This window comes from Emticicia fontis (assembly GCF_054779675.1).
The window spans coordinates 325,984-345,886 of record NZ_BAAGXU010000037.1; the positions used below are offsets into that span (position 1 = coordinate 325,984).

General features: G+C 39.7%; 18 protein-coding genes. 12 read left to right on the forward strand and 6 right to left on the reverse strand.

All coding sequences use genetic code 11. The features are described from left to right. Positions 1-4 precede the first annotated feature (4 nt). Both ACYVFA_RS17250 and ACYVFA_RS17255 read right to left on the reverse strand, forming a co-directional pair. Positions 5-1,009 carry a 5'-methylthioadenosine/adenosylhomocysteine nucleosidase gene (locus ACYVFA_RS17250; protein WP_460473099.1) on the reverse strand — a complete coding sequence of 335 codons (1,005 nt, stop codon included), beginning with the start codon at positions 1,007-1,009 and terminating at the stop codon, positions 5-7. A 10-nt stretch (positions 1,010-1,019) separates the two neighbouring features. After that, on the reverse strand, positions 1,020-2,327 hold the full coding sequence (locus ACYVFA_RS17255; protein ID WP_460473100.1) for an NCS2 family permease: 1,308 nt from the start codon (positions 2,325-2,327) through the stop codon (positions 1,020-1,022). Between the two features lie 70 nt (positions 2,328-2,397). Here ACYVFA_RS17255 and ACYVFA_RS17260 point away from each other — a divergent pair, with 70 nt between their 5' ends. Both ACYVFA_RS17260 and ACYVFA_RS17265 read left to right on the forward strand, forming a co-directional pair. After that, positions 2,398-2,838: a PBECR3 domain-containing polyvalent protein gene (locus tag ACYVFA_RS17260; protein ID WP_460473101.1), complete on the forward strand. Its 441-nt coding sequence runs from the start codon at positions 2,398-2,400 to the stop codon at positions 2,836-2,838. 147 nt (positions 2,839-2,985) lie between these two features. Next, positions 2,986-4,275 carry a Gfo/Idh/MocA family protein gene (locus tag ACYVFA_RS17265; RefSeq protein WP_460473102.1) on the forward strand — a complete coding sequence of 430 codons (1,290 nt, stop codon included), beginning with the start codon at positions 2,986-2,988 and terminating at the stop codon, positions 4,273-4,275. Between the two features lie 67 nt (positions 4,276-4,342). On the opposite strand, the gene ACYVFA_RS17270 is transcribed toward ACYVFA_RS17265, so the two are convergent. Continuing rightward, positions 4,343-4,942, reverse strand: coding sequence for a CDP-alcohol phosphatidyltransferase family protein (locus tag ACYVFA_RS17270; protein WP_460473103.1), 600 nt, complete (start codon positions 4,940-4,942; stop codon positions 4,343-4,345). Positions 4,943-5,082: 140 nt separating this feature from the next. Between ACYVFA_RS17270 and ACYVFA_RS17275 the strand changes: the two genes are divergently transcribed. The 3 genes from ACYVFA_RS17275 (at position 5,083) to ACYVFA_RS17285 (ending at position 9,287) form a co-directional block, all read left to right on the forward strand. Continuing rightward, a complete protein-coding gene (locus ACYVFA_RS17275; protein ID WP_460473104.1) occupies positions 5,083-6,489 on the forward strand; it encodes an AAA family ATPase in 1,407 nt (468 codons plus the stop codon). A 108-nt stretch (positions 6,490-6,597) separates the two neighbouring features. Next, positions 6,598-7,080, forward strand: coding sequence for a hypothetical protein (locus ACYVFA_RS17280; RefSeq protein WP_460473105.1), 483 nt, complete (start codon positions 6,598-6,600; stop codon positions 7,078-7,080). Between the two features lie 224 nt (positions 7,081-7,304). Next, positions 7,305-9,287 carry a hypothetical protein gene (locus ACYVFA_RS17285; protein ID WP_460473106.1) on the forward strand — a complete coding sequence of 661 codons (1,983 nt, stop codon included), beginning with the start codon at positions 7,305-7,307 and terminating at the stop codon, positions 9,285-9,287. Between the two features lie 2 nt (positions 9,288-9,289). Here ACYVFA_RS17285 and ACYVFA_RS17290 read toward each other — a convergent pair whose 3' ends face one another. Continuing rightward, a complete protein-coding gene (locus ACYVFA_RS17290; RefSeq protein ID WP_460473107.1) occupies positions 9,290-9,997 on the reverse strand; it encodes an NUDIX hydrolase in 708 nt (235 codons plus the stop codon). A 144-nt stretch (positions 9,998-10,141) separates the two neighbouring features. Between ACYVFA_RS17290 and ACYVFA_RS17295 the strand changes: the two genes are divergently transcribed. From ACYVFA_RS17295 to ACYVFA_RS17310, 4 genes are all read left to right on the forward strand, one after another. Then, positions 10,142-11,104, forward strand: coding sequence for an ABC transporter ATP-binding protein (locus tag ACYVFA_RS17295; RefSeq protein WP_460473108.1), 963 nt, complete (start codon positions 10,142-10,144; stop codon positions 11,102-11,104). Positions 11,105-11,381: 277 nt separating this feature from the next. Further along, complete coding sequence (gene hisB, locus ACYVFA_RS17300; RefSeq protein WP_460473109.1) at positions 11,382-12,497, forward strand: bifunctional histidinol-phosphatase/imidazoleglycerol-phosphate dehydratase HisB; 1,116 nt, start codon at positions 11,382-11,384, stop codon at positions 12,495-12,497. A 118-nt stretch (positions 12,498-12,615) separates the two neighbouring features. After that, entirely contained in the window at positions 12,616-13,437 is an 822-nt protein-coding gene (locus ACYVFA_RS17305) for a polysaccharide deacetylase family protein (protein WP_460473110.1), read from the forward strand. 689 nt (positions 13,438-14,126) lie between these two features. Continuing rightward, complete coding sequence (locus ACYVFA_RS17310; protein ID WP_460473111.1) at positions 14,127-14,510, forward strand: hypothetical protein; 384 nt, start codon at positions 14,127-14,129, stop codon at positions 14,508-14,510. Between the two features lie 257 nt (positions 14,511-14,767). Here the strand turns inward: ACYVFA_RS17310 and ACYVFA_RS17315 are convergent, their stop codons facing one another. Next, a complete protein-coding gene (locus ACYVFA_RS17315; protein WP_460473112.1) occupies positions 14,768-15,613 on the reverse strand; it encodes a hypothetical protein in 846 nt (281 codons plus the stop codon). Positions 15,614-15,665: 52 nt separating this feature from the next. Beyond that, positions 15,666-16,226, reverse strand: coding sequence for a crossover junction endodeoxyribonuclease RuvC (ruvC, locus tag ACYVFA_RS17320; protein WP_460473113.1), 561 nt, complete (start codon positions 16,224-16,226; stop codon positions 15,666-15,668). A 2-nt stretch (positions 16,227-16,228) separates the two neighbouring features. On the opposite strand from ruvC, the gene ACYVFA_RS17325 reads away from it, so the two are divergent. The 3 genes from ACYVFA_RS17325 to ACYVFA_RS17335 all read left to right on the forward strand — a co-directional run bounded on the left by ACYVFA_RS17325 (position 16,229) and on the right by ACYVFA_RS17335 (position 19,650). Continuing rightward, positions 16,229-17,215, forward strand: coding sequence for a hypothetical protein (locus ACYVFA_RS17325; protein ID WP_460473114.1), 987 nt, complete (start codon positions 16,229-16,231; stop codon positions 17,213-17,215). A gap of 69 nt (positions 17,216-17,284) precedes the next feature. After that, positions 17,285-18,391, forward strand: coding sequence for a glycosyltransferase family protein (locus ACYVFA_RS17330; protein ID WP_460473115.1), 1,107 nt, complete (start codon positions 17,285-17,287; stop codon positions 18,389-18,391). 32 nt (positions 18,392-18,423) lie between these two features. Further along, positions 18,424-19,650: a dipeptidase gene (locus tag ACYVFA_RS17335; protein WP_460473116.1), complete on the forward strand. Its 1,227-nt coding sequence runs from the start codon at positions 18,424-18,426 to the stop codon at positions 19,648-19,650. Positions 19,651-19,903: the final 253 nt, after the last annotated feature.

The following is a 19,903-nucleotide window of genomic DNA, read 5'->3' on the forward strand; positions in this document are numbered from 1 at the left end:
TTTTCTATAGTTTTTTGAGTATTTCTTTCACCAAAGTAGCTGAATTATCAGACGCAATTTTCTTGAATGTCTGAAAATCAACTGATGCTTTTTCGTTGGCCTTATCGCTGATGCTTCTGATAATCAGAAATGGGATATGTTGCTGGAAACATACCTGTGCCACTGCTGCTCCTTCCATTTCAGTAGCATTGGCGTGCAAGGTTTTTTCAAAATTACTTACAGCCGTGCTTGAAGTAACAAAGGTATCTCCAGTAACAATAGTTCCGGCACTTATGTTCGGTTGAGAAGCTTCTGCCGACATTTTTTGCAGCTTTACCTCTCTAGCAGCACTCAGGGCTTGCAAAACCAAAAGTGAATCAGAAGCAAAATAAAGCGGATTCAACTGTTTGGTAATGGGGTTTCGGGTGGCATTGGTACTTAAACCTTCATTGGTTAATCTGCCATAATCATGATACGTTAACTGCTTGCCAATCACAATATCTCCTTGTTTCAGTTCTTCACTGATACCCCCGGCAATGCCTGTGAAAATGACAGATTTTGGGTGGAATTCTTTAATAATCAGGGTTGTTACCACTGCCGCATTTACTTTGCCAATGCCCGTTTCGGTCAATACGATTTTCTTGCCATTCAGTTTGCCAGTTTTGAACTGAAAACCTAAGACATTTTTGGTTTTGATATGGCTCATTTGTGATTCCAGTAACTGAATTTCTTCGGGCATAGCGCCTAAAATCGCAATGCGTTGGGCAAATGTTGGGGTTAAGCTACTGAATAGAATGCATAATAAAAATATACGAATTGAGTGAAATAGATTTAAAGGCAATAATATATCGTCCCTACGGGACTTTGAATTGAGATTAGCCTTTTTGTCTACCGATATAACATCCCTAAGGGATATTTTTAGTCCTGTCAGGGACGATATATCTGTAGTAGGAATAACATTTTCTGAATATCTGTATCCCGTAGGGATGATATATTGTAATTTCATCCAAAGAGTGTATATCTGTTTCATGATGAAGATTTTAATGTCCTAAATACAAAGCCCAGAGTGCAAAAATATCAATTATGATAAGCATCCATGAGACTTCTTTTGATTGATTGGTAGCGATTTTGATGATAGTCCAGGACAGAAAACCCCAGATGATTCCCTGAGTGATAGAATAAGTAAAAGGAATCAGCACCATAGCCAGAAAAGCCGGAACCGCATCATCCAGTTTATCCCAGTTGATTTTGGTAATAGGTTTAATCATCAAAACTCCTACTACTATCAGTGCCGGAGCCGTAGCAATGGCAGGAATAATGCTCAATAGTGGAGACAGAAACATAAAAGGCAAAAACAATATTCCGCCTGTGATAGCGGTAATTCCCGTTCTCCCTCCCTGACTAATCCCTACCGCTGATTCAATATAAGCCGTACCCGGGCTAGTCCCTAATAAACCTGCCATTGTGGTAGCCACTGCATCAGTCAACAATGATTCTTTGATATTGCGGGGCTCTCCGTCTTTATCATACAAATTTGCTGCTTCGGCCACACCTACAAAGGTCGAAAGGCTATCGAATAAATCAGTAAAAACAAAGGCAAAAATGACAGGTATCAGACTTATTTTTAGTGAATTGATAATATCCAGTTGAAACAGCAAACTAAAATCAGGCGCTGAAAAAACACCTTGCCAGGTCACCAGCGTTTTTTGTCCGAAATTGACAGCGGAGGCATCTCCCCAATATCTTCCGATAGGAATAGCCAGTAAAGTAGTCAATAAAATACCGATGATGATACCCCCCTGCACACGTTTCACTAATAAAATCATGGTAATAGCCAAGCCCACCAGAAAGGTAATTACAATAGGGTCGTGCAGGCTAGTGACACCAATAATTGTGGCCGGATTACCTACAATAAATTTGGCATTAGCAAAGCCAATCAGGGTAATAAATAACCCAATTCCTGCTGAAATTGCATAGCGTAAGGGTTTAGGAATAGCCTTTACAATCTGCGAACGGATATTGAAGATAGAGAGCAACAAGAACAAAACACCCGCCCAGAAAACCGCCCCTAATGCTACCTGCCACGAAATACCCATGCCTTTTACAGCCGTAAAAGTAAAGAAAGCATTCATCCCCATGCCCGGCGCTACTACAATCGGGTTCTTGGCATAGATACCCATCATGAGGCTACAAAAAAATGATAGTAGCACAGTGGCAGTCAGCACGCCATTGAACGACATACCCGATTGGCTCAGAATAGCAGGGTTTACCACAATGATATACATCGTAGCCAGAAAAGTAGAGACACCCGCAAGGATTTCGGTTTTTAGTAGAGGTTTAGGTGGCATATGGCTAATCTTTTACAAATTGTTTTGCAAGATAAATGGATAAAACTTAATTTTCTGAAAATCTAAAGAAATGTTAGAGAAAGACATAACTGCTGAGCTAAAACTGCTATTAGAGAAAACAAAAAACGAAGAGAATGAGAATTTTATCGTTACTTTTGAAATCCCTGATACAATTAAACAACTACTTGAAGACCAAATTGACAAGGAGTTCGATAATTATAAATTTGCTATTGATGCCTATTCACTTAAGCATATTTTCAAAGCACATGGCAATCAATTAAAAGAAGAAAGTCGAGGGCAGATAGCGATAAAAGAGGAGAATATACTATTAATTCCAAAAGTTTTAGCTTCACCGGATTTATGCTTTTATGATGGGACAAATCGGGTAGGTCGTGAAGTTTTTCAATTTCAGAAAAAGATCGGAGACCTTTATATTGTTATTAAAGAGGTCCGTTCAGGAAAGAAACTTTTAGCTTTAAATTCGATGAGAATAATAAAAAAAGCCGATTAATGTCGGCTTTTTTAAAGAAATAACGAGCTGATGTTGCTTAAAAAGCCCCTCACTCCTACGTTCGAGACGTCTTTATTCCTATACAAAAATACAAAAAATAGTATAAAATTGTTCCACTGTATAATAATTATTCAACCCCAATAAATCATGAATCGTAAAGATTTTATTCGTACTTCTGCCTTAGCTACAGGGGCTTTAGTTTCCCGTCCGTTTATCACCTATGCCACACAAGCTAAATACAAAACTGCCCTGATTGGCGCTGGCTGGTGGGGTACAAACATTGTGAGAGAGGCTATCAAATCAGGCGAATGCCAGATTGTGGCTGTATGTGATGTGGACGACAGACAAATCAAACAATGTCTGGGAGAAATAGGCAAACTCACAAACGACCAACCGAAGATTTATAAAAATTATCAGGAATTACTCCAGAAAGAAAAGCCTGAAATCGTAATCAATGCTACGCCCGACCACTGGCATGCACTTATTGCCATTGATGCCATGAAAAGTGGTGCACACGTATATCTTGAAAAACCTATCGGCCATACCATCAATGAAGGCAAAGCCATCGTAAAAACTGCCCGTGATACGCAAAAAATCTGTATTACAGGTTTCCACCGCCGCTATTCGCCACATAATGTGAGTGGGCAGGAGTTTTTAAAATCTGGCAAAGTGGGTAAAATAAAAGAGGTTCGTGCCTTTGTAACCTATAATTTCGGACAAGGCCAGATGGTGGCCGATGAACCTACACCGGCAGAAATGGATTGGGATATGTGGTGCGGCCCGGGCCCATTGGTGCCTTATAACCGAACCATCCACCCAAGAAACTGGCGTAACCATTTAGAGTTTGCCAATGGTATGGTAGGCGACTGGGGCCCGCACTGGTTCGACCAGATTTTATGGTGGACAGACGAAATTGCGCCTAAAAAGGTATTTTCGATTGCTAGTTCTAAGTTTAATACCAACAATAATAACTCTCCCGAAAGTCAGGTAGTGGTATATGAATTTGAAGATTTTACCTGTACCTGGGAGCATAGCACACTAAATGGCAGACCCACTTCTAAAACCGAAGAAGTAGGCGTGTATTTCCATGGAACAGAAGGGACTTTCCACATGGGTTGGACAAAGGGCTGGACATTCTTCCCGAGAGACCAGAAGAAAGAAATCATTCATCAGGAGCCTGTCCTCAATTTACCTGATTTACAGAATATCAATCTGGTTTTTGCTGATTTATTAAAATCAATCAAATCAAAACAATTGCCATTTGCCGATATTCTGAAAGGCCATAAAGCTACCAATATGAGCTTATTGGGCATGGCAGCCCTGAAATCAGGCAAAAGCCTTGAATGGGATAGAGAAAAAGAGATTTTCCTTGACCCTACGGCTAATAAATACCTGAGCAGACAGTATAGAAAGGGTTTTGTGTATCCGAAGGCATGATGAATTTTACATAAAAAAGTGGATTTGCTGCTTTGAGACGAGCAAATCCACTTTTTTATGTAATCTCTCAACCATTAAATAACTTAAATCGCTTAATAGGCAGTCCTTTCCTCAATAAAACAGCATGATAAGCCGTAGGTATATCATGATCCCACTTCTTAAGTAGAATGTAAATAAGAACTCTATTGAAGTGTACTAAAAGCCCTATACTCAGCGCAATTGTAAAATGAATGCCCGATTGCTTCAGTAATAGTAACGAAAACTCTACCAGCAGATAAAGCGCCCAGAATTTTGAAACAATATCATGTGGAGAAGGTAATTTCTGAAAACGAATCAGGCTAATCAGATACATGGATGCTTCCAGGATTAATATCCCACTAATCAAGATCATATTATCAGCTATTGCATCCGGCTTGAATTGATAAATGAAATAGACGATTGACAGATAAAAACTAAGGTCAAAAAGTGTATCCTGTACCCGGAAATCTTGAGTGGATATATTCAGTTTTCTGGCAATAATTCCATCAAAAATATCCGAAATAACGCCCAGGTGCATTAATGAAAGAACAATGATATTGCTATAAGGTACATGAACGAATGATAGCAGGATAATCACGAAAGTAAACACCAGTCTACTATAGAGGAGAATAGTTGGAATATAGTTCATCGCGTCACAATAGGTTTTAAATATTAGTCACTCATCAGACAAATATAAATGATATTCCCCCCATTCCAACACCTCATCATTTATCGGTTTGCATTCTAGCAAAATATCGACTTAATTTATTCAAAAATTCGCCAATAGAAATGCCAACTTACGGACAAATCAAAAGACAGATAGATTTAAACCCATTTGCCCTATTAATGCTTCGGAATGAACTGAAAGCCCTGCCAAGCATTATTCAGGAAGAAGAATACATTGATGCCTCCGTGCATGGATACTGGAACAACCGCCATGTATTGCTGCTGGCTACTACCAAAAGAATCTTGTTAGTTGATAGCGACCAGTATGGCGATGTGGAAGTAATAGAATTCCCTTATGATAAAACCGTAACCGTACGCTGCCCAACACCCGATTCGGTGGTTTTTGGTACAGCCGAACGAAAAGTAAAAGTTGATAATACCATAGAAGAATATATTGCCGCTTTTTATAAAGTGGTAAACGATAGGTTGGCAGGTAAAGAACCTCAGATTTATCGTGAACGAGATATTTACTCAAAAAATGCAGAGCAGGAACAAGAAGAACAATCAGAACAAAACCAACCAGCCTATAGTAGCAATCCATTTCATGTATTATTGAAAGGTCTGGATGGATTGACCAAGATGATAAACCCCGATGTAAAAGTTAATCAGCAAGAAAAAACGACACCTGCCAAACCAACCGAGCAGGTGCCTGCCGTACCTGAACAAACGTTAGATGAATTATTGGCAGAACTGAATGCACTGATAGGCTTACAGAATGTAAAAGATGAGGTAAGCAGCCTAGTCAATGTATTGAAGATTGAGAAGATAAGAAAAGAGCAGGGCATTAAAGTGCCTGAGCGCTCGTTGCATATGGTTTTTCATGGCAATCCCGGTACTGGTAAAACGACTATCGCCCGTTTATTAGCCAAGATATTCAAAGCGCTGGGTGTTCTGAGCAAAGGGCATCTCTACGAAACTGACCGAAGCGGATTAGTGGCAGGTTATACCGGACAAACCTCCTTGAAAACCCGGGAGGTATGCGAAAAATCATCGGGAGGCATTCTGTTCATTGACGAAGCCTATGCCCTCAATACAGACGATACCTATGGCCCGGAAGCAGTAAATACGATTGTGAAATATATGGAAGACCACCGCGATGATTTTGTGGTGATTGTGGCGGGTTATGAAGAAAAAATGACTGAGTTTATCAACTCCAATCCGGGTTTACATTCGAGGTTTAATAAGTACATCGGCTTTAAAGATTATACGCCGGAAGAGATTCTGGAAATATATCTCATACAGGCCAGTAAAGTGCAATTGAAAGTAGATGAAGGGGCGAAAAAGAAGGTTTACAAGCTCTTTAAAAAACTCTATGAAGACCGTGATTCATCTTTCGGCAACGGACGTCTGGCGCGTAATATCTTTGAGAAAACTTATGAAAAACAGGCCAATCGCCTGGTAAAAGAAGGCATCGAAAAAGCAGATATCAGTCTGATAAAAGAAGCCGATATTCCGGTGATGGAAGATTAGGCTTTATCCTCAAAAACAGCCTGTTATCCTGTGGTTAATCCACCGTTATAAATGTTGAATAATAGTGTAATTGAAATCTTATCTTTGTAAATAGTAAATGAAAATGAGATGAGAAACACGTTCAACTATTTAAAAAAAGCACTCAACAATAAAATTGATATTTTAGAGAGAGATTCAGAGGTGGGGTATGTACAGTTTGAATCTTTCAGAACAGATGTAGCTGGGGTATTCAGACAAAAGAAATACTTGTTTAAAAAGAAGAGTTTCTGGAGCAGTAATTATAATATTTTCAGAGAAGATAACCAGCAATTAATCGGTGAAGTCATATTTTCAGTCTGGAGAAATAAAGCAGAAATCAGGTTGATAAACGGAGAGAAATTTGTGATGAAAGCGAAGAATTTCTGGAGTACCCAATGGAGCCTGGATGATACCAACAGAGAGGTGGTAGACTTTGAACAAACCAGACATTTCTGGACTGACGAAGGCACGATCACTGCCAATGTAAATGACATTGAAAAAATGGGCTTGTTAGTACTGCTAAGCGTTTTTGTGAACTTTATCTACCGCAGAAGAGCCGCCGCAGCGAGTTAGAAATTATTTAGTGATTGAATGATTTAGTGAATGAGTGATTAGTTAAGAACTAAATATTCATTCTTATATGCGATTATGTTATTAACAGAAGCGGTTGATAATCTCTATCAACCGCTTTTTCATTTAGAAACCGCCCAGTAAATTTTCAGATAGGCTTTAGTATAATGTTTTGGTTTTGTGTGCTTCAATGTAAATTTTTGTAAACACAATCCAACGTTTGTTTTATGAGAAATTATACTTTGCTTCTATTATGCACTTTATCGGGCTTTTACTCTTTAGCACAATCTTCTGCGGCTACTATTTTGCCCAATACAGCCACTTTCAAAACCAATATCAATAATGGGTATGCGGGTTATTTTGAGATCAATCATCCATCCAATCCCGCTCCTGCGATAGGCGTTTTTAGTAAGTCTATTGGCCCGGCAGGGTGGTTTTCTATAGATAATACCAATAATTTTTCAACGGCTGTCTATGCCACTACAGTAGGCTCAGGTACTGTTTTTCAGGGTATCAACACCGGCACAGGTATTGGGGCAGGTTTTCAGATTTCAAATCCCTCTAATACAAGTACTGTTTTGTATGCGGTTACAGATGGCACAGGCGGTAGTGCGTATTTTCAGCAGAATAATGCCAATGCCACGCCTTATGCATTAAATGTGACAACTATGGGCAAGAACTTTGCCATCAATGGGGTTACTACAGGTACTGGTGGCGCAGGCAGGTTTGAGATTAACTCAGGAGGTAATACATCACGTACACTTTATGCTACTAGCATAGGTAAAGGAAGAGTAGGATATTTTCAGACAAATAATGTCAATAGTGATTCTACTACTCTGGCAGCCGCTACTAATAGCAAAGGGAATGCCATTGACGGGATCACTACCGGAAGCGGCAGAGCGGGTTATTTCAGGATAAATAATTCTTCAAGTACAAGCAATGCACTCTATGCGCTTTCTAATGGGCAGGGTGCTGCGTTGTCAGCCTCGGCCGGGGGGACCGGGCGTGCATCAGAATTTTTTGTAAGTGGTGGGAACGCATCGCAGGCTGTCTTTGCTTTCGGTGGTGGTACGGGAAATACCATAGAATCGATGGCTGTTGGAACCGGTACGGCAATCAGAGGTCTTAGTCAGGGTTTTGGCATTGCAGGCTCTTTTCAAATTGATAATTCATCAAGTTCTGCTACCACTTTATGGTCGCTTAATAATGGCTTTGGTGGAGCCGGAAATTTCCAATCTACAAACCCCGCCAGCCAGTCGCCAACTTTATTTGCTAGCGGTAGTGGTACGGGCGGTACCCTTGTGGCGTGGAATGTTGGCGTGGGTCGGGCCGGATACTTTTTGATTGATAACAGTAGCAATACGGCAACGGCCATTCTGGCCAAAACGAATGGTAGTGGAATCGTTCTTGAAAGCCAGACCACAGGCACAGGTAAAGCGGGGCATTTTCAGATAGCTAATACAACTAATAATAGTTCGGGTATTTATGTTACTACCAATGGTACTGGCAAAGTAGGAGAATTTTATACCAGTAACCTAAGCAATGATAATACCACCCTCTATGCAAAAACGGTTGGACGAGGCATGGCAGGTTACTTTGAGGTGAACAACGACCAGTCTACAAATCCGGCTTTATATGTGCTTTCAAATGCCAGTAGTGGTGCTGCGCTAATGGCTCAAACCAAAACAGGTACAGGAGATATAGCCGTTTTTAAAGGACAAAGTGATAATTTTAATGTAGCGCGTATCAACTATCAGGGAACTGGATTTTTTAATGGAGGTATGCAGGGTAGTGGAGCCGATTTAGCTGAAGCCTTTGAAGTAGAAGGAGAGAAATCTGCCTATGAACCCGGTGATGTACTGGTGATTTCAGCAAATAATGACCGTACGGTTGAAAAATCAAGCCAGGCCTATTCTACTTTAGTGGCTGGTGTATACGCAACCAAGCCGGGTGTATTACTCAGAGAAGACGATATAGCCGATGATCTGGGCAAACAAGTACCTATGGGCGTTGTTGGGGTTATCCCAACTAAAGTTTGTAATGAAGGCGGAAAAATCAAAAGAGGTGATTTACTCGTAACATCCTCAAAAACGGGTTACGCCATGAAAGCAGACCTCACCAAACTAGGTTTCGGTCAGATTCTGGGAAAAGCATTACAGGATTTTGATGGAACCGAGGGTAGAATCAAGGTTTTAGTAAATGTCAGATAAACTTACAGCATACCGTCAGGATTAGGAACAAAATTCAGGAACGAGTCTGAATGTGTTCGGTACTTTTCGGTATCTAATTTATAGAGGAATGCGCCTTTCTTCGAAAATCCTTTTTGCTTCTCTTTTAACTTGATTAAAAGTCCGGTAGAAAGGATTTTTCGGCTGAAATTCCGTTTATCGAAATTACTGCCATAAATAGCTTCATATAAATTCTGTATCTGCGGAATCGTAAAGGTTTCGGGCATCAGTTCAAACCCAATCGGGTGAAAAGCTGCTTTATAGCGCAGGCGTTCAATTGCCATTTTAATCATATCCGAATGGTCGAAGAGCAATTCCGGCAAATCATGCATCGAAAACCAATGGGCATGATACGTATCCGAAATCCTGGTTTCATAATCTTTTACATTCACTAAGGCATAATAAGCTACTGCCACCGTTCTTTCAACGGGGTCACGGTTAGGATCACCGAAAGCGCTTAATTGCTCTAAGAATACACCTGTCAGGTTAGTTAATTCAAATAAAATTCTGTTAGCAGCTTCGTCAAGGCTTTCAGATGGTTTCAACCAACCACCCATCAACGACCATGTATCGTGATTGGTCTGAACGCCTCGTTTTACTAATAATAATTTTAATTCTTCTCCGTCGAACCCGAAAATAATCGAGTCGAGTGCTACCAGGCACTTGGTTTGTTGTTTATAAAGTTCTAACATCTCATCTATTGAACTTGCAGGTATTTTCTGATATTAGGTTAATACTGGTTAATAATTTAATAACAATATTAGGAAAGTGAATGCCCTTGCACAACAAAAATGCATATTTTCTATAAAAAAGCCCTAATTTTGTCGAAAAAACGGATGTCATTGCTCAAAATACAGAATCTTTCTAAGTCTTTCGAAGATAAAAAAGCGGTTAACAATATTTCATTTACTCTGGAGAAAGGAGAGATTCTGGCAATTCTGGGCGAAAGTGGTTCGGGTAAAACTACCTTATTACACCTGATTGGGGCATTTAAGGAGCCCGATGAAGGAAAATTATTACTGGATGATAAACGTATCACGCCACCCTCTCAGAAACTCATTGCAGGTCACCCCGATATTAAGCTTGTCAGACAGGATTACGGACTCTTTCCCAATATCTCTATCCGAGAAAACATTGCCTATGAGCTTCGTTATTATGAAGAAAACTATCGTAATAAACGGGTTGATAAATTGCTCAGAATCAGTGGGCTAGATCAAGTACAAACACACTTGCCACGCGAAGTATCCGGCGGTGAACAACAAAGGGCTGTCATTGTGAAAGCCATTGCCGAGCAGCCTAAACTCTTGTTATTAGACGAACCTTTCAGCCATCTGGATGCGGTCAATAAACGCAGACTGAAAGCAGAAATACTGAAACTGATTAAAGCCGAAGAGGTAAGCTGCATTTTTGTGACGCATGATGTGAGCGATGCCTATGGCATGGCTGATCATCTGGCTATTATGCGCAAAGGCAAAATGCTGCAACTGGATGCGCCACAAAAGGTCTACCAGAATCCGATGAATCAATACGTGGCAGAGATAACCGGTGAAGTGAATATTGTGAGCAAAGAATGGTTAGCCAGTATCGGTTTATCGAATCTACCCAATGGTTTTATTCGCCCTGAACAGATTTTTGTTTCGTCTTCATCCAATCTAAAAGCGAAAATATTGGCCCTTAAGTTTCTGGGTAGTTATTATGAAGTGCTTATCAAAATCGGAACACAGGAATTGAAGATGTTTAGTTTTGAGGCTTTGCCTGTGGGGGAGGAGATTGGGGTTGATATTAGACGGATGTGGTAATTTTAAGCCTCCAGCTTTAGCTGGAGATACTAAAAGATATCATCCGATTTGGCTTTAGCCAAAACTTTCTTAATTAATTTTGGCTAAAGCCAATAAGAGGACATCTTATATATTTACCCCCAGCTAAAGCTGGCGGACGCCGCGCGGAGGCAATTGAATAACACAGTACTACATCCGCTGTTTCATTCGGCAAAAAACAATATAGACAAAATAATTATCTATACTTTTCAAAATTTACTCCCTAAATTTGTTGTAAAAAAACACTATTCAAAAAGCAATGCAGAAAATTCTTTTTATCGACCGCGACGGTACTATTATTGATGAGCCCAAAACAGATTTTCAAATAGATTCTCTCGAAAAATTATTCTTTCTTCCTAAAGCCCTTTCCAATCTTCGTAAAATAGCCGAAGAAACTGATTATAAACTGGTAATGGTTACCAATCAGGATGGTTTAGGAACTGATGCTTTCCCGGAGGATACTTTCTGGCCTGCGCATAACAAAATGTTACAGGCTTTAGAGAATGAAAACGTTCACTTTGATGCCATTCATATAGACCGTAGCTTTCCGCATGAGAATCTGCCTACCCGCAAGCCGGGCACAGGTTTGCTGACTGAATACCTGAATGGAGACTATGATTTAGCCAATTCTTATGTGATTGGCGATAGAATAACCGATGTGCAGCTGGCAGTGAATCTAGGGGCCAAAGCCATTTTTATCGGCGAAAATCCGATTCTGAATATTGAACACGAACACGTAACCAAACTGGTAACAACCGATTGGGATAGTATTTATGAGTTTCTGAAATTGCCTGCAAGAACGGCTACCATAGAACGTAATACCAAAGAAACCCAGATTAAGATTGAACTGAACCTTGATGGAAAAGGGAAATCGGATATTCATACAGGACTTGGTTTCTACGACCATATGCTCGACCAGCTTGCCAAACACTCAGGTGCTGATTTAACCATTCACGTAAAAGGTGATTTGCATATTGATGAACACCATACGATTGAAGATACTGCTCTTGCCCTTGGTGAAGCTTATCTGAAAGCTTTGGGAGATAAAAAAGGCATTTCGCGCTATGGTTACTTATTGCCAATGGACGATGCTTTAGCACAAGTAGCCATCGATTTCTCTGGTCGCCCGTGGATTGTGTGGGATGCTGAATTCAAGCGTGAGAGAGTTGGGGAGATGCCAACTGAAATGTTCTACCACTTCTTCAAATCATTCTCCGATACATCAAAATGTAACCTGAACATCAAATGTGAAGGGCAGAACGAACACCATAAGATTGAGGCTATCTTCAAAGCTTTTGCCAAATCTATCAAAATGGCAGTAAAACGCGATTTGAAAGAACTGGATAGCTTGCCTAGCACCAAAGGGGTATTGTAACACGTTTTGGCAAACCGTGAAATCGTTCCACGGTTTGCCAAAACGTGGCCAAGGACTCTCCTGAACTAAAACAGTCCAAAAAGATTTCTGAAATAATCTAAAATTCCTAACAATTTCCATGAAATCAACCTTTTCCATCTATCTCAAAACTTTGATGCTTGTATTAGCAAGCTTAACCAGCTTTGCTCAAACACAAACATTCAAATGGCCCAATGGAGCGCGCGTGGCTATTAGTCTTACTTTTGATGATGCCCGCGGTAGCAATGCTTCAAAAGGAGCACCTTTATTAGATGAATATGGAGTAAAGGGTACTTTTTATGTAGTTCCATCAGCGGTAAAAGGTCAATTAGAGGCTTGGAAAAAAGTGGTTGCTAATGGTCATGAAATTGGTAATCATTCCTTGAATCATTCATGTAGCGGGAATTTTGTATGGTCGAGAAATAGTGCATTGGAGAATTATACTATAGAGAAAATGCGTGCAGAATTGCTGGAAGCCAATAAGCAGATTGAAGCACTATTGGGCGTAAAAGCTGAATCATACGCCTATCCGTGCGGACAGACATTTGTAGGAAGAGGCAAAAATACCCAAAGTTTTGTACCTGTGATTGCTGACCTCTTTGCCTCAGGCAGAACCTGGCTCGATGAAGCACCAGTAGACCCCAGCTATTGCGACATGGCACAACTCACAGGCATGGAAATGGATGGCAAAGACTTTGAGCAGATTCTCCCGATTATTGAAGACGCCACAAAAAACGGCCAATGGCTGGTTTTGGCAGGTCATGAAACTAACGATTCCGGCTATCAGACAACCAGACTGGCTATGCTCCGAAAACTATGCGCCTACGCCAAAGACCCAGCCAACGGCATCTGGATTGCTCCGGTTGGCGAGGTGACTCGTTATGTAAAGGCTGAACGGAAAAGGCTGGGTTTGCCGGAATAGTCCCTTAAGTATTTCAGGAACTAAAAAACTGCTGAAACTCAAATAATAAGATTCCACTATTTTGTAGAAAACATCTTCTTCAATTTATTATATTTTTAACTCTCTTCTTAATAAAATCTTCAAGATTTTGAATCACTTTTTTAGCTCGAAAAGTATCCTTCTTACTCAATAAAAGTAAAATTTTATTGCCCGTATTAATACCTGATTTTGCACGAAATGGTACCGTGTGATAAAATTATCGACCCCTGCTGTTTCAAGAAAAAAATAATCTTTATAACATTGTACAAGTTTAGTAGAAGGGATTTTTTTACGCAAGTAAATACTCTTTTCTTAATAAAATAATAATAGTACAATTTTAATCTTTTGCTTTTTTAAAAAATGTAAACAATTGATAGGTAGTTGCTTATGGTTTTTGCTGTCATACGCGCTATCAAAAATAAAACAGGAAGACAGGTGCTAAATTGGTATGGATGATTCTTGGCGAAAGTAATCTGATGAGTACCTGAAACTGATGAATTTTTAACAATTAACCTAAACCTAATTTCTCTGAACCGTGCCCTTCAATGTAGAAATTTTATGTAGTGATTAAGATAATTGCGCCGACAAGATGATTCGGCAATTTATCTATGAGTTGATTAGTCGAAGTACTAATATATTCAATTTTTTTAAACTACTAAAACTTTATTATCATGAACATTACATTAGGGGCACTCGGAGCAGAAACTGGTTTGTATTTAAGCCACGCAAACGATGAGGTTTGGTTGCAAAACGGAGTTCAGGGAGAAGGGGAGGTTTTTATTTTACAACACCTTGCTAACGGATCCGTGGCCTTAGCCTGCGCAGGCGCTGAACAAGGTAAATACCTGAGCCATGCCAATGGTTCAGTATGGCTTCAAACGGGAATTCAAGGAGAAGGTGAAGAATGGAGTTGGCTACCACAAGGCGGCGCAAATGCTTCATTAGTTGCACGTGGAGCCGAATTAGGAAAATACTTAAGCCATGCCAACGGAAAAGTCTGGCTTCAGAATGGTTATCAAGGTGAAGGTGAGTTATGGGCTGTAGGTAACGCCTGATAGATGATGTTTCGTCCTGAAAAAACGATACAGGATTAAATAATCAAGGTACATTTTAAGCAGTAGTAATCAGGAGATTGCTACTGCTTTTCTTTACCCATTCACTAACAAAGCTTTTGCGCTTCTTCATAACTGATTGGCAATAATTTGAATAGTTGTTTTATCGAGAATCTTTGTCAAATTCTAAAATCGAAACTCTAATAATATATTTAGAGTTTAATCGATAAAGTTTTTAAATATAATATCCTTCCTCATCATTAAGAATAATGATAGCCATCTCCATAAGGACCAGAGCCCGCTTCACCTCTCCCCAAGTAACCAAGCCTTTGGGCTGCCTCGTATGAGATAGGAACTAATTCATATGGTTTTGATGTCAATAAATTAATTAATTGAATCAAGTCAGAGCTATTACGCTTAATCCAATAATCTTTTATTTCTATCCTCTTGTCGGCTGAGTTATACATCAAATCTTTAGAGTTCTCCAGAAGTTCTTTTAGCTCGAGGGGTTTTTGAGATAATTCTTCTAATGTCCCACAAAGGCCATATATGTTTTTTGAATATTCACCTAACCAGTATTTGAGAATCTTTGGAGTATTTAAAGTAGCATCTTCTTCCGAGTCGAAAAAAGCATAGCCTTTATATTCTATTTCAAAAATATTGGGCTTACACAAATCCATAAAGCTTTTTCCCCAGAATGATTCATTCATTATAGGTTTATAGAAAATAATATCTACCTTAAATTCAATTAATTTATAAAAATCAACATTTAATATCGCTTTGATTGCTAAAGCCTGAGCCTTACTTGCAGAACGAGGGATTTTGAATTCTTTTCTTTCCGAATCATCTACTATCAGGTTAAATTCTTTTAATAAATATTCATCTACTTGCTTTTTAGTAGCTTCATATTTATTATATCCATGTAATTCAAAAAACAAAAATGGTTCGTATTCTCGCATTGCCTTAACCTCTAATTCTTCTTTTGCTTTTATCGCCGATTCAAGATTGTCATATTTAGAATGAATTCTCCAATGGGTGTATTTGGGATCGAAAGTATAATGGTCGTCATAAAAGAAGTTAGTCGCTCGCAAAACATAGTTACTCATTTCAATATGTGAGTTTTAATTATTAAATAGTTTTTTTTGATGTCAAACACAATCACTTCACCCGATCCGGATTCTCACTGGCAAAGGCAGCCCAGCCTTTTTTCTTCGAAGCATTCCCTGTCAAAGCCTTGGTTTTGCCGTGCATATAATGGCACACAGCTACGCCAACGGCATCGGTCGCATCATAAAACTGGGTATCCAGTTTCATTTTTAAGGTATGTTCAAGCATATAGGCTACCTGCTCTTTGGTGGCATTTCCATTACCCGTTACCGATTGCTTCACTGTCTTGGGCATATACTCTACAATTGGCACGTCACGGTTGAGTGCGGCCGCAATGGCTACGCCTTGTGCACGCCCGAGTTTAAGCATTGATTGAGCATTTACGCCATAAAAGGGAGCTTCAATCGCCATTTCATCAGGTAGATACTCCTCAATGATCTGGGTCATTCTTTCATAAATCTTCTTTAGTTTCAGCTCGTGTGTAGTATATTTGTCGAGTTTTAAAACACCATATTGAATCAGGGTCAGGGTATTTCCATCAACAGAAATAATCCCATAGCCCATGATTCTCGTACCCGGGTCGACACCCAAAATGATTTTCTCTTTATTCATAGATGCAAATTAACTCAAAAATCTTAGCGCATGGTCTCCGGCTATCAAAAAATATCCTCTTCGCTGGGGTATTGTATGCCGTGTATCGCGTGCTGAAAGAAAAAGGCGAAAGCATCGACGAAGTAATGAGTTATTTCAAGCAAATACCCTTTAATGCCTATATATATATAGTCCTTTTACTGATTCCGGTCAATTGGGCTTTTGAAGCCTGGAAATGGCAACGACTGGCAATAAAAGTAGAACCCATCAATTTTCGCGAAGCTTACCAAGGTGTATTAGCTGGCTTGGCACTAGCCAATTTTACCCCACTCATGCTCGGCGATTATGCCGGAAAAATCCTGATGCTCAAAACTCAAAAGCGCACCGCAAGCATTGGCGCTATTCTATTAGGCAATGGGATGCAATTGTATGTATCCTTGTTATTTGGCACTATCAGCTATGGCTATTTTGTATGGATAGCTCAACCAAAGCCTTTCTTCTTACATGTATGTATTATAGGATTATTATTGACCCTTCTGCTATTTGGCATCTGGGTGGCCTTCAACCTTCAAAAGATTAATTTCAATGCACAGAATAAACTCTTTCAATATATCAGCCAATACCTTATTATATTAAAGGAATATACATTGGCCGAAATCAGAGATATATTTCTGATAGCCACAGGGCGGTACATAATCTTTAGTATTCAGTTCTTATTGGTTTTACAACTGTTCAGCATCAATCTACCCTTAGATATATTAATGGCTGGTGTCGGACTCATCTTCCTGACTAAAACATTGGGAGCCGCTTTTAATTTTCTGGGCGATTTAAGCGTGCGCGCCATTACTGCCGTTTATTACTTTGGCTATTTTGGTGCAAAACTTTCATTGATTACCACTGCCACTTTTACTATCTGGCTCATGAATGTACTCGTCCCTGTTATTGTCGGAAGTTTATTTATCTTATCTTTAAAGTTTTCAACCAGAAACCTGAAGGCTTCTGCCGAATAAGTCTTTATAAAATCCTCAATCCTATTGCTTGCCACCATTCTCATATTGATTGTTCTGCTTTATTTCTGCATGAATATAGCTCTGATTATTATCTGGCTAAGCAATAGACCTTATCAGAAACAGGCAGATTCAGATTCCCTGCCATTTATCTCAGTTATTATTCCTGTTCGTAACGAAGCCAGCAATATCATCAGGCTATTAAAGGATTTAGAAAGACAGACTTATCCGAAAGATCGATTTGAGGTAATTGTGGCAGATGATGATTCGACAGATAATACTTTTGCCTTGCTAAAGAGTTTTGAGAAAATAACTTCTTTAAAACTTATTATTAATTCACTGTCACCAGAAGAAAACAATGCTTCACCAAAGAAACGAGCTATTAATTCTTCTATTAAACTGGCTCTTGGAGAGTTGATTGTAACCACCGATGGAGATTGCCGGGTAGGGGAGAAATGGCTCGAAACAATCGCGCATTTTCAGGCACAGAAACAGGCGTATCTCATTAGTGCACCTGTTACTTTTATGAATGATTCGGATAGCTTTCTCAAACGTCTCTGGCAGCAGATACAAACCATTGAGTTTAGCAGCCTGATAGGCTCAGGCGCTTGTGCCATGCTGATACGCAAGCCAAATATGTGCAATGGGGCCAATCTGGCTTATCTGAAATCGGTGTTTCATGAAGTAGGAGGTTTTGCAGGCAACGAAAATCTGGCATCTGGCGATGATGAATTTCTGATGCATAAGATTGCTGCACGCTTCCCTGATAAAGTGCATTTTCTGAAAAATCAGGAAGCAATTGTGGAAACACAGGCCCATGATTCGCTCAAATCCTTTTATTACCAACGCAAACGCTGGGCGAGTAAATGGAAACACTATAACAATCCAGTTACTACAGCTCTGGCAGTTTTTATCTTCTCAGCTAATTTTTCGTTAATTGCGGCCGGAATCCTATACTCGTTTCATCAATTAGATTGGGTGAATCTGCTACTCATCTTTTCTTTGAAGTTTTCAGCCGAGCTTCTTTTTTTAATCCTGATTCTTAGCTTTTTGCACAAAAAAAGTTTAATTTGGCTCATTCCTTTTGTACAACTCGCTTATCCTTTATACGTCACATTCTTCGGATTAACCGCACAAGGAAAAAACGAGTACATCTGGAAAGGGAGAAAACTCCGGTAAACTAAACACCTAACGTCAACAAACTAAACTGAATGAAACGATTATTCCTGCTCCTCCTTTTGCCTGCCCTGGTTTTTGCACAAAGCAAAAAAGAACAACGCCTCCTCAAAAAAGCTGATAAAATCCATGCCCGTGCTTATACGGTTGATACCCACGCCGATGTACCAATCAATATGATGGAAATGGCAGGCTTTGATATTGGCACTAAACATACCTATGCCGAAGACGGTACGCAGATAGATTTTCCGCGCATGAAAGAAGGCGGCATGGATGCCATGTTTTTTGCCGTCTATCTGGCACAAGGCAAGCGTACACCCGAAGGAGACGCAGAAGCCAAAGAAAAAGCACTGAAGATTTTTCAGTCTATACACGATGCCGTGAAGAAATACCCTGATATGGCCGAACTGGTCACGACCCCAAAGGAAGGCTTTGCCGCACACAAAAAAGGAAAGCTGGGCGTATTTATAGGCATGGAAAACGGCTGGCCTGTGGGGCATGACCTGGCCAATCTGAAATTGTATTATGATTTAGGCTTGCGTTATATCACCCTCTCACATTCCTATAATAATGATTTGAGTGATTCATCGGGCGACCCGGAGGGCGGTGAGCATGGTGGTATAAGTAAACTGGGAGAAGCCTGCATAGCCGAAATGAATAGGCTAGGCATTATTGTAGATGTATCGCACATCTCCGATTCGGCTTTTTATGATGTCATGCGTTTGAGCAAAGCTCCGGTGTTTGCCTCACACTCATCCTGCCGCGCCATTAGTGATGTGAAAAGAAACATGACAGACGATATGATTAAGCTGATGGCTTCGAAAGGAGGCGTTATCCAGATTAATTTTGTATCTGACTTTTTGAAGAAACCATCAGAGGAAGTGGCAATCTCTATCAGAACCCTTCGTATGCAAGCGATGAAAGCCGATGCTACGCCCGAAGATAAAAAGCGAATCAGTGCCGAATTACGTCAGTTAAAATATAAATATCCCGGTGAAGCCCCAAGTGTGAAAACAGTGGTAGACCATATTGACCACGTAGTACAGATAGCGGGTATAGACCATGTAGGGATTGGAATGGATATGGATGGCGGGAGCGACGTTGTAGGCTGCGAAGATGTAAGTAAAATCAAGAATGTAACCATTGAGCTTTTACGCCGAGGCTATTCGGAGAAGGATATACGTAAGATATGGGGCGAGAATACGATGCGGGTTTTGGCCGCAGCCGGAAAAGTGGCAGAGGATATGAAAAAAAACAGATAGTTTAGAAGCCTACGTTTTATAAAATTTGCAAAAGCGGTTTAGTATAGTACAATTTTAACTTTGAGTAGTACAATCTGATATTATTAAATTAAAAAGAATTCAATATTTGACTTATATCATCTAAAATTTTTATATTTGTCAAATTATAACATTTTTAATAATGTTTATAATAAATCGGACTTCCGAACAGTTAATATATAAAAATACTAAGAAAAATTTGGAAGCATTATTCAAACTGTTTAATATTGTATCT